Source organism: Rheinheimera sp. (genome assembly GCF_036568245.1).
Taxonomy (GTDB): Bacteria; Pseudomonadota; Gammaproteobacteria; order Enterobacterales; family Alteromonadaceae; genus Alishewanella.
Genome location: NZ_DATCSY010000141.1, coordinates 1 through 11,777 on the forward strand (window position 1 = coordinate 1; position 11,777 = coordinate 11,777).

Annotated in this window: 8 protein-coding genes and 1 pseudogene; 1 reads left to right on the forward strand and 8 read right to left on the reverse strand. The window is 50.9% G+C overall.

Annotation, left to right across the window (positions count from 1 at the left end; translation table 11 throughout):
• The coding region (locus tag VIN66_RS06095) for a DnaJ domain-containing protein (RefSeq protein WP_331923144.1) at window positions 1-158 on the reverse strand (158 nt) is incomplete at its 3' end.
• Window positions 159-221: 63 nt separating this feature from the next.
• Window positions 222-2,135: a molecular chaperone DnaK gene (gene dnaK, locus VIN66_RS06100; protein ID WP_331923137.1), complete on the reverse strand. Its 1,914-nt coding sequence runs from the start codon at window positions 2,133-2,135 to the stop codon at window positions 222-224.
• Between the two features lie 226 nt (window positions 2,136-2,361).
• Here dnaK and luxS point away from each other — a divergent pair, with 226 nt between their 5' ends.
• Entirely contained in the window at window positions 2,362-2,871 is a 510-nt protein-coding gene (gene luxS / locus VIN66_RS06105) for an S-ribosylhomocysteine lyase (protein WP_331923138.1), read from the forward strand.
• A 26-nt stretch (window positions 2,872-2,897) separates the two neighbouring features.
• Here the strand turns inward: luxS and VIN66_RS06110 are convergent, their stop codons facing one another.
• The 6 genes and pseudogenes from VIN66_RS06110 to VIN66_RS06130 form a co-directional block, all read right to left on the reverse strand.
• Window positions 2,898-4,532 carry a diguanylate cyclase gene (locus VIN66_RS06110; protein ID WP_331923139.1) on the reverse strand — a complete coding sequence of 545 codons (1,635 nt, stop codon included), beginning with the start codon at window positions 4,530-4,532 and terminating at the stop codon, window positions 2,898-2,900.
• The gene (locus tag VIN66_RS06115) at window positions 4,516-6,447 is read right to left on the reverse strand and encodes a PAS domain-containing sensor histidine kinase (RefSeq protein WP_414709869.1); all 1,932 of its coding nucleotides are present in this window, start codon (window positions 6,445-6,447) and stop codon (window positions 4,516-4,518) included. The genes VIN66_RS06110 and VIN66_RS06115 overlap by 17 nt, the downstream gene beginning before the upstream one ends.
• Window positions 6,430-6,849, reverse strand: a pseudogene (locus tag VIN66_RS18825) (GAF domain-containing protein); the annotation flags it as partial. The gene VIN66_RS06115 and the pseudogene VIN66_RS18825, both read right to left, overlap by 18 nt.
• Window positions 6,850-7,032: 183 nt before the next feature.
• On the reverse strand, window positions 7,033-9,768 hold the full coding sequence (locus VIN66_RS06120) for an FAD-binding and (Fe-S)-binding domain-containing protein (protein WP_331923141.1): 2,736 nt from the start codon (window positions 9,766-9,768) through the stop codon (window positions 7,033-7,035).
• 104 nt (window positions 9,769-9,872) lie between these two features.
• Window positions 9,873-11,024: a pectate lyase gene (pelA, locus tag VIN66_RS06125; protein WP_331923142.1), complete on the reverse strand. Its 1,152-nt coding sequence runs from the start codon at window positions 11,022-11,024 to the stop codon at window positions 9,873-9,875.
• The coding region (locus tag VIN66_RS06130; RefSeq protein WP_331923143.1) for an aldehyde dehydrogenase family protein at window positions 11,024-11,777 on the reverse strand (754 nt) is incomplete at its 5' end. The genes VIN66_RS06130 and pelA, both read right to left, overlap by 1 nt.

Below are 11,777 nucleotides of genomic sequence, written 5' to 3' on the forward strand. Positions count from 1 at the left end.
GCTTCCTGCACTTCTTTAAACTTCTCTTCCATGGCTTTATCGCCCTGAGTACGGTCAGGGTGATATTTCATGGCGAGGCGTTTATAAGCCTTTTTGATGTCTTTATCGTCGGCGCCTTTAGCAACACCTAGTACTTCATAATAGTCACGCTTGGACATACTTCTCGCTCAGTGCTTCTTAAGTTACAAGGCTGCAGTATACTGCAGCCTGGTTAAACCGACTTACTTTTTGTCGTCTTTGACTTCTTCAAACTCAGCATCAACTACATCGTCGTTGCTGCCAGCTTGTTGCTGACCGCCATCGGCGCCGCCTTGTTGCGCTTTCGCCTGAGAGGCTTCCATCAGCTTCTGCGACGCCTGGATCAGTGCCTGAGATTTCTCATCAATCGCCGCTTTATCACTGCCTTTTAATGCACTTTCCAGCTCTTTAATTGCTGTTTCAATCTCTTCTTTGTCATTAGACGCTAAGCTGTCACCCACTTCTTCCAGTTGCTTGCGTGTGGCGTGAACCATCGCGTCAGCCTGGTTACGGGTTTGTACCAGCTCTTCGAACTTCTTGTCTTCTTCAGCATGCGCTTCAGCATCACGTACCATGGCCTGAATTTCTTCGTCAGACAGACCAGAGTTAGCCTTGATGGTGATCTTCTGCTCTTTGCCAGTCTCTTTATCTTTGGCCGAAACATGCAGAATACCATCAGCATCCAGATCGAAGGTGACTTCGATTTGTGGCTCGCCACGACGGCCGGCGCGGATACCTTCTAAGTTAAACTGACCCAGTGACTTATTGTCAGACGCACGCTTACGCTCACCCTGCAGCACGTGAATAGTCACGGCAGACTGGTTGTCTTCGGCAGTTGAGAACACCTGCGACTTCTTCGTTGGGATCGTGGTGTTTTTCTCAATCAATGCCGTCATCACACTGCCCATGGTTTCGATACCCAGTGACAGCGGTGTTACGTCCAGCAGCAATACGTCTTTTACATCACCTGACAGTACGGCACCCTGAATAGCGGCACCTACTGCAACGGCTTCGTCCGGGTTCACATCTTTACGCGCTTCTTTGCCGAAGAAAGCAGATACCGCCTCCTGTACTTTCGGCATACGGGTCTGACCGCCCACCAGGATGATGTCGTCAATCTCACCTACGCTTAAATCAGCATCTTTCAGTGCTTGTTTCAGCGGGTCGATAGTACGCTGAATTAAATCTTCTACCAGCGACTCCAGCTTGGCGCGCGTTACTTTGATGTTCAGGTGTTTCGGGCCTGATGCATCCGCTGTGATGTACGGCAGGTTAACTTCAGTCTGAGATGCAGAAGACAGTTCAATCTTCGCTTTCTCCGCAGACTCTTTTAAACGCTGCATTGCCAGTGGGTCGTTACGCAGGTCAATGCCCTGCTCTTTCTTGAACTCTTCAACTAAGTAATTGATTAAACGGTTATCGAAGTCTTCACCACCTAAGTGCGTATCACCGTTGGTTGCCAGTACTTCAAAGGTTTGTTCGCCGTCTACATCATCAATTTCAATGATAGAGATATCGAAAGTACCACCACCTAAGTCGTAAACCGCAACTTTGGTGTCGCCTTTCTTTTTATCCATACCATAAGCCAGTGCTGCTGCTGTTGGCTCGTTGATAATACGTTTTACGTCTAAGCCCGCGATACGGCCGGCGTCTTTGGTCGCCTGACGCTGCGCATCGTTAAAATAGGCTGGGACTGTGATAACCGCAGCCGTAACCGCTTCGCCTAAATAGTCTTCAGCAGTTTTCTTCATTTTTTTCAGCACTTCAGCTGAAATTTGCGGTGCGGCTAATTTTTTACCTTTAACTTCAACCCAGGCATCACCATTATCGGCTTTAACGATTTGGTAAGGCATGATTTTGATATCACGCTGTACTTCGTCATCTTCAAAGCGACGACCAATTAAACGCTTAATCGCGAACAGGGTATTTTTAGGGTTAGTGACTGCCTGGCGTTTTGCCGGCTGACCGACTAATACTTCGCCGTCTTCAGCGTAAGCAATAATTGAAGGTGTAGTACGTGCACCCTCAGCGTTTTCTAAAACGCGCGGTTTATCACCGTCTAACACTGCCACACATGAGTTAGTTGTACCTAAGTCAATACCAATAATTCTGCCCATAACTGCTCTCCACTTAATATTCTGAACAATTAAAAATTGTGTTGAGGCGTTAATGGGGATTAGCCCTGATCCATTCAAGGTTATTACGAGAAAATTTTTACTTTAACTCATAAAAGCAGGGCTTTAGCCGCTGTTTGCCGGTTTTCACGCCGAAAGCGGTTAACTTATAACGGCTGACCTGACTATAATAGCCAGCATCAGACACATTTAATATAAGGGCTTTGTTATGCCATTACTCGATAGTTTTACCGTAGACCACACCATTATGAAAGCGCCGGCCGTGCGCGTAGCAAAGAAAATGAATACGCCAAAAGGCGATGCCATCACGGTGTTTGACTTACGTTTTTGTGTACCGAATGAAGAAATTCTGTCGGAGAAAGGTATTCATACACTGGAGCATTTATTTGCCGGTTTTATGCGTGATCATTTAAATGGCAACGATGTAGAAATTATTGATATTTCGCCGATGGGTTGCCGTACCGGTTTCTATATGAGCCTGATCGGTACACCGGACGAACAACGCGTGGCGAAAGCCTGGCAGGCGGCGATGGACGATGTGTTAAAGGTGGCCAGTCAGAATGACATCCCTGAGCTGAATATTTATCAATGTGGTACGGCCCAGATGCATTCGTTAGATGAAGCCAAGCAAATTGCCCGGAATATTCTGAATCGCGGCGTTGGGGTTAACCGCAACGATGAGCTGGCCTTACCGGACGAAATCCTGAAAAAACTGTAACTCCCACGCTAGCCGGCCGTAACAGCTTATGCTGTAAAGCATTTGATCTGATTACGTCCGGCGGCTTTGGCCTGATACAGCGCTTTATCTGCCGCAGCTATCATGCTGGCAGCAGTGTCAAAACCTCTGTCGCAGCTTGATACAACCCCGGCAGAGAACGTACAGCTAAACTGCTGTTCCCCGGCGTTAAAATGCAGCGCAGCAAACGAGTGCAAAATCTGCTCGGTCAGCTGACAGGCTTGCTCGGTCGGGCAGTCTGGCAACACAAGTAAAAACTCCTCACCACCATAGCGGCCGGCACGATCTGTTTTACGGATACGTTTACGCAGCAACGTTGCCAGCGCAGTAATGACAATATCGCCGGTGGCATGGCCGTATGAGTCGTTAACGCGCTTAAAGTGATCAATATCCAGCATGACAATACTGAGCGGGCTGTTACTGCGCTCAGCGCGCATAAATTCCATATTGGCGGCATCTTTGATAGCAGCATGTTTTATCAGCGATGTCAGGCTGTCTTTCTCAATCAGATTTTTCAGCTGTAAGCTACGCGCCAAGCGAACTTTCAACGCCTGAGTCAACTGCACATCGTCGATTGGCTTGGTAATAAAATCGTCGGCACCATAGGACATAGCACTAATTTGCAAAGATTTATTCTGCTCAGACGATAGAAACACAATAGGGATCCGTTTCAAGCTGCGGTACTGACGCAGCACGCCGGCAATTTCGGCGCCGGAATATTCTGGCATATAAATATCCATCAGGATCAAATCCGGCTGAAACTGCATCACTTCTTCGATAATGTTATCAATCTTGTTGCTGATCCTGGTTTCAATACCGACTTGTGTCAGTACCAGCGCATAGTGCTCGGCCAGCAGTTTATCGTCATCGACGATATACACTTTACCGCTGCTCGCACTGTAATCGAGCAGTTCGCTGATCTGTGTAATAAGCTCGGGGACATTCACCGGCGCAAAGAACACCCCTTCTGCGCGTAGCTGGGCGATACGGATGCGCATGGCGAAACTGTCGGTATCGGCCAGCACTATTAAACGGCTTTGCTGCTTTGCCAGCTCGTTCAAAAGCCAGGTCTGTTTAAACAGCGACTCGCCATTGCCGAGGGTAGTAGCACTGAACACAATAGCCGGCGTCTGTTCCCGTAACTTTGCGCCCAACGTGGCAAACTGATTGAAAATCTGCACCTGCAGACCAAAACCCTGTAATTGAATACGGATTTCCTCCGTCAGTGGCTCGTCGTCAAGCAGTAACCAAACACTGCTTCTGGCAACGGTCTGCAGCTGAACATAGCCCGCATTTTGCTCAGCCGCTTGCATCGCCTGCATCACAGCACGCTCAAACTCACGGATAAGGTTCACCAGCTCGGGTATTGCCTGTTCTTGCTCTGCCGCAGAGCGTTGCTGCACCACCAACGCCAGCTGCTCAATCTGTCTGGCCATAGCGCCAAGCATGCTGTAACCAAAAGTGCCACAGGCACCGGCAAGCTTATGTGACTCCGCAATCACGGTGCGCAGTCTGGCAGCGCCATCGTCTGCTTGCATCGCTTCTGACATGGCAGCGGCGCGGCGCGGCAAACTCTCAGCAAAACGTTGCCTTAGCTGATTAAAAGCGGCCGACAAATCGGTTTTATTACTCGGTGTTTTCATCTGATGCCCTGTCTGCGGCTTTCCCTGGCTTACAGTCCGGATGAAGGGGCAGCGTAAAATAAAACACTGACCCCTGATGCAGCACAGAACTAAACCCTATAGTTCCGCCCATTTGTTCTACCAGCTCTTTACAGATGGCAAGCCCCAGGCCCGTGCCCCCGCTTTGCCTGCTGCTTGAACCATCTGCCTGGGCGAAACGCTCAAATATCCTCGGCTGAAACTCACTGGCTATACCGATACCTGAGTCATGCACTTCAATACGTACCTGCTCGGACTGCCGGTTAGCGACAATCTTAACCGTGCTGTTTTTACCGGAAAACTTCACTGCATTCGACAACAAATTTGTCACAACCTGCTGCAGACGTAGTTTATCTGCGGTAATTTTCAGCTCCGGCGCAACGTCGCCAAGATGCAGGTTCACGGCAAACTGACTGGCATAAGGCTGCAGGTTATTTACCGCATATTCCAGCTCTTTCGCCACTTCTACTGCCAGCAGGTCAAACGGCATTTTTCCGGCAATCAGCTTTTCAATGTCCAGCAGGTCATTGATAAGCTGGGATAATCTTTCGCTATTACTTTGCGCAACCTGCAGCAGCTTGCTGATGCTCTCAGGTACCTCACCCAGGGTGCCGGAGTTAACCAGACCCAACGCACCTTTTATTGAGGTCAGTGGTGTCCTTAGTTCATGGCTTACCGTCGAGATAAATTCATCTTTTAACTGCTGCAACTGCATGCGTTCGGTTACATCCTGCACCGAGCCGATAAGCACATGCTGCTTAGTATCGGACGGTAACATCCGTGCCAGTTCATGCACCCAGCGGATAGTGCCATCCGGGCGGATGATACGGTGCACAACATCATGAATACCTGTCTCACGGGCAGTTTTCTCACTTTGCTCAATCAGGCGCCAGTCGTCAGGATGCACTGCGCTTTTAAATAAGGTGGCGCTGGGATTTACAGCGCCTTCATTAAAGCCAAAGATCTGATAAATTACCGGCGACCACCATAGCTCACCGGTCTCAAGATTTGCCTGCGAAAAGCCAATTAACGCGTTTTCGCTGGCAGTATTAAGCCGCTCCCGAGCCAGTTCCAGCTCTTTATTTACTTTTTCCAGCTGCAGATAATATTGCTTTGTTTCGGTGATATCCTGAATATAGCCATGCCAGAGCGTGCTGCCGTCCGGCATCCGCTTAGGTACAGCCCTGCCTGCTAACCAGGATAGAGAACCGTCGTCCCGGCAAACCCGGTATTCGTGTTGCCAGATGCTTAACTCCCGGCTGGACGATTCAATACTGGCAGCCAAAGCGGGTAAATCAGCGGCATACAGTTTAGCAAACACTAAACTGGCATCATCTTTTACCTGCTCTGCCGTCACACCATAAACAGCCTGTATGCCATTACTGGCGTAAGGGAAAGCAGCGCGGCCATCGGGCCATTGCTGGTACTGATAAACCACGCCTGGCAGCTGCGAGGTTAGTGTGATCAACTGCCGTTTTAACCGTTTCTCTTCGCTGATATCCAGAATAAGGCCATCGAGAAAGCTTAACTGACCACTGTCATCAAATTCAGCTTTGCCACGCTCTTCCACCCAAAGCAGATGCCCTTTCTTGTGCATAATGCGGTACTGCAGTACCCAGCTTTGCTTCAGCGCTATGGCTTCCATCACCAGCTGTTCGAGTCGTTCCCGGTCATCGGGATGGATAACACTGGCGTAGCTACGTACCTTGTTGTTGATGAAATCAGTGGCCGGATAACCGGATAACGGGTCTATTCCGCCGCTCATATACAGCATGGTCCAGTCAGAGTCGGCTTTGCAGCGGTAGGTGATACCAGGAATATTTGCTACCAGCCGTTCAAACTGGTCGCGGCTGGCCGCCAGCTCCTGTTTAGCTTGTTCCTGCTGGCGATCTTGAATTTCCTGCTCTACGGCAGCGGCAAATTCGCGCAGTATAGTACGTTCTTTAGGCGTTAATTTGCGCGGTTCGCTACTGATAAGACACAAAGTACCAATGCGCTGGCCAGCAAATACCAGCGGAGCCCCGGCATAAAAGCGGATAAAAGGTGCGCCCGTGACCAGCGGGTTGTCGGCAAACCGGTTATCGGCGCTGGCGTCGGTTACTTCGAAAATATTGTCGTCGAGAATGGCATGGCCACAAAATGAAATGTTACGGCATGTTTCGCAGGCATCCAGCCCCTGGCGCGATTTAAACCACTGTCGCTCTTTATCTACCAGTGAGATAAGCACGATTTCGGCTTCGAGACACTGTTGTACTAGGCGGGTTAAACGATCAAACCGGGCTTCGCTGGCGGTATCCAGCAATTCGGCGGCCTTCAAAGCCGCCAAACGCTCAGCTTCGTTTTGTGGTATCGGTGTCTGCTGCATAACCCCTTTCCCTTTTGCCCGCCGGTAACGTTAGCCGACTGAATATAACGTCAGCCGGTTTGCGTCAAGTCAGTTAAGCATATCAGGAATTAGCGCGCGAATTCAGTTTATTAGCGCTCAGTTGCTACAGCGGTCCAGCAGATAAACGATGTGTTGATATTCAATACCCGAATGCCGTGACAAACCAATCTCACAGGTGCGGCTGGTCGACACACCCAAAGCGCAGCGGCTTACCTGAGGCTGCAGCTGCGACAATGCAGATGCATTGAGCTCTGGCAAGACAAAACCTTTGTCACCGGCAAAACCACAACAGCTAATGCCCTCCGGTACCACAACCTTGTCAGTGCAAGCGGCCAGTAGCTGCTTAAGTTTATTAGCGTGCCCCAGTTGATTCGCACTGCAGGTTACGTGCAGTGCTACCGGTTCGTTAAGCGGTGTGATGCTCAGTTTCGGCAGCACTTTTTGCAGCAGAAAATCGACGCTATCGACAATATTTAACCGGCTATCCAGCTGTCCTTGTAGCGTTAAACTACAGGGGCTGGTATCTGAGAACACCGGCAGCTCACCGTTACGGGTGACCTGCAATAACCACTGCTGTAATTGCTGCTGCTTCTGGCTGGCGGCGGTAAACTGCCCTTTAGACTGAAACGGCATGCCGCAGCACTGATTATCAATACCCTCTGGCACAATCAACTGGTAACCAGCTTTTGCCAGTAAGTCAGTGCTTACCTGCAGTAAGCTGCGTTTATCGTTGCTCTCAGCCTGCGGCGCCATCACCCGCCCGCTACAACCGGCCAGGTAAATAACCGGCTGCAGTTCCTGCTTCGCCGTTTTGACCTTAGCGTAATTTGCCGTTGGCATAGCTTTGTGCCAGAACGGCAATAGCCCACGTAGCATTCTGCCGGCAGTAAGCCCAAGCTTGGCCATCAGCGACAACGCCGCAAAGTGACGTGCGGCAAAGGCAGCCAGCGGTTGCCAGCGCTGATGCTTTCTGGCCCGTAGCTGCCGGGTTAAATCGCCGGTGTTAATCCCTACCGGGCATGCCGTACTGCACATACCACAGGCAGCACAGGTATCATTACCCTGATACCCGTAAGACTGCTCAAGTGCTGCCAGCCGCTTTGGATTATCGCCACTGTGGCTTAAGCGGGAAATTTCCCGCTGGGTGACAATGCGCTGCCGAGGTGTCAGTGTTAACTTACGCGACGGGCAGACCGGCTCGCAAAAACCGCATTCAATGCATTTATCCACTAAAGGATTGGTGGCCGGCAATGGCTTTAAGTTTTGTAAATGCAATCTTGGATTGTGGCTTAACACCACATCAGGGTTAAGAATATTGGCCGGGTCGAGCAGTTTTTTCAGCTGCCACATAAGCTGGTAAGCCTCCTGACCCCATTCCAGCTCGACAAAGGGCGCCATATTACGGCCGGTGCCATGCTCGGCTTTTAACGAGCCGCCAAATTCACCAGCCACCATCGTCGCCACTTCCTGCATGAACGCTTCGTAGCGGGCAACCTGGGTAGCGTCATCAAAGCCCTGGGTAAAAACAAAATGCAGGTTCCCTTCCAGTGCATGGCCGAAAATAATGGCTTCAGTGTAATAATATTTATCAAACAGTTGCTGTAAACGTGATACGCCTTCTGCCAGTTGCTCCAGCGGAAAAGTTACATCTTCGATAATCACCGTAGTGCCAATTTTACGCACGGCACCAACCGCCGGGAAAGTGCCCTTGCGTATCGCCCACAGCTGGTTATACACCTCAGGATCCGTGCTGAAATCGACCTGCTGCTCAAGCGTAAACGCCTGCATCACGTTGCGGATATGGTCTAGCTGCTGTAATAACAGGCTGTTACTGGCGGCGGTGCTTTCAATCAGCAGTGCACAGGCCGTTTCGGATAAACTTTTTATCCAGGCAGGCAAACCGGCTTTATTTTCCACCGAGCGCAGGCTGCGCCGATCTAACAACTCTACCGCAGACACCGGTGCCGATTTAAGTACGGTAACCGCGCGGCAGCAGCTTTCCACTGACGGAAACACCAGCAGGCCGCTTGCCCGGTGCGGATAATCTGGCACTGTGTTGTACGTCACCGCGCTGATAAAGCCCAGACAGCCTTCAGAACCAACCATCAAATGGGTAAGAATATCAATCGGATCAGTATATTCGGTTAAGGCATTAAGCGAAAAACCTGTGGTATTTTTCAGCCGGTACTTGTGCCGGATTTTATTGCAAAGCTCAGTATTATCGCGTGTTTTCTGCCCAAGCTGTGCCAGCTCGTCCAGCAAAGCGGCATGGCTTTGGCGGAATGACGCCACGCTTTGCGCATCTTCAGTATCGAGCACGGTGCCATCAAACAGCACCAGACGCATTGCCGACAGGGTATTAAAGCTGTTGTGAGCGGTGCCGCAGCACATGCCGCTGGCATTGTTGGCCACTATGCCACCAATTTTGCAGCTATTGATCGATGCCGGGTCCGGGCCTATTTTACGCTGAAACCTGGTTAATGCCTGATTTGCCGCAGCCCCGATCACCCCTGGCTGCAACCGGATCTGCTCGCCAAGGCCCCGCACCTCTCTCTGCTGCCAATTCTCGCCCAGCACCAGAAGCACAGAGTCCGTCACGGCCTGGCCGGATAAGCTGGTACCTGCAGCGCGAAATGTCAGTGGAACCTGATACTCGTTTGCCAGTTTCAGTAGCACCACAACTTCGGCTTCACTTTCAACGCGCAGCACCAGTTTGGGCAGTAAGCGATAGAAGCTGGCATCCGTACCATAGGCTAAGGTTGCAACCGGGTCGTCAAAATAACGCTCAACCGGAATAAGCTGTTTAACGGCCTGAATAAACTGCGGTTGCATGCAAACCTCTGGCGATAACTTAGTTAAATCAGATTAGCCGATAATACGGTATTCCCCGCCAGCTTGCATAATTTTTTTATGTAAAAAACCATTTAACGAATAATTTATTCATTATGTATTGTCAAGTATTCGTCGTACGCTAACAGGAATTCTTCAGCGACACTTTGGTACCAGCCATAACCACGCTGACGCTCCAGCGACAGCCTACTGACATCTGAGTATGTTTTGCCGTCCCGGTCAAAAAATACCGGTTCGCCGCTTTGTAAATCATAGAAACGCGACCAGATCACGCTGCCAGGGCTGTCTGCCAGTGACAAATAGCCCTGCGCATCACGATAGCGGGTTTTGCCGCTTATCTGATGTTGCCTCAGCCAATGCGCGCCTGCTGCCAGGCTGGCCGCCACACCTGGATAATCCGGCACCGTTTGCAACATAAGCTGCAATAATTTAGCGCTTTCAGAGCTAACCAGCGACGCCTGCTCAAATTTTCGCGCCGCTACCGGCCCGCCCGTTAACGGATGATGCTGCGCGCCCCAAACGCTTAGCTGTCCACTTACCCACACCTGATTCGCCAATAGCCAATCGACCGCGCGATAAAAGGCGGCCTTTGCCGCCTGTTTACGGTTATCGGCCAACATGGCAAACCGTTTGTCATGCGCCGCTTGCCATAACAGCTGCATCAACTGATATAAGGCGTTGTCATTAAGTGTTACCGCATCATGATAATCACCGCGCAGCGGATAGGACTGAGCAAAACCACCATTGGGGTACTGTGCATCTATCACCAGCGCTATACCGCGCTCAATGGCCAGGGTAATCTGCTGCCGCAACGGCTCTGGCGCATGCGGGTAGTAGTCTGCCAGCCACTGTAGCTGGGTACTGGTGGCATTATTATCGAAGGTAGGCACATAATCGGGCTCAGAGCCATAATGCTGGCCCGGCTTGCGGGGCATACGCATGTCGGTACGTTTACTCCAGCCACCGGAAGGCGTCTGAAAGCTCAGTACCGCTTCTGCTTCTGCCGCTGTGGTAATAGCCGTTAAGCCAAACTCACTGTGTTTAACAGCAAGTTGCGCAGAGCTGTTACCAAGCTCTGTCGCGAACGCGGCTTCGTCCTGCTGTAATAGTTGTTGAGATGCCGCCAGATATTGCTGCCACTGTGCTGGCAGGGGGTGCTCCTGCCAGTAATCAACCGCGATGCTGTGAAACGGCAATAACAGCGCCAGCCAATACAGGTAACGCATCAGAGCACTCATCAGAATAAGAAGTCCGTCGCCAGAAAGTGCGAGCTGCGGCTTCTGACCATCTGCTTCACAAAATCTATATCGCCCTGCTGATACTTCGCTGCCACCAGCGTTGGTGTAGAAAATTGCCGTAGCGCATCCACCACCGACAAGGTGCCTTCGGCAGAGTCTTTGCGGCCGTTAAACGGAAAGCTGTCCGGCCCGCGCTGACACTGGCTGTTAATGTTAATGCGGCCAACCTGATTGGCAAAGATATCCACCAGCTCACCCACCTGCTGCGCATCTTGACCAAAAATGCTCAGCTGCTGGCCAAAGTTTGAATTCACCACATAATCGATGACGTCGTTAACATCGTCATACGGCACCACAGGTACCAACGGGCCAAATTGCTCTTCGCTGTATAGCCGCATACTGCTGTTTACCGGATAAAGCAGCGCCGGCATAAACAGCGATGCAGAAGTTTCACCCCCGCCGGGGTTTTGCAGTTTGGCGCCTTTCTCTAAGGCATCATGCAGCAGCTCAGTTAAAAATGCCGTTTTACCCGGCTCCGGCAGCGGCGTTATCGCTACACCTTGTTGCCACGGCATACCCGCTTTTAGTTCGCTGATGGCAGCTGATAATTTAGCCACCAACTCGGCAGCACGGCTTTGATGAACAAATAAAATTTTCAGCGCAGTGCAGCGCTGACCGTTAAAAGACAAGCTACCCGCTACGCACTCTTTCACGGTGCGGGCCATGTCGGCGTCAGGCAGAATAATGGCCGGG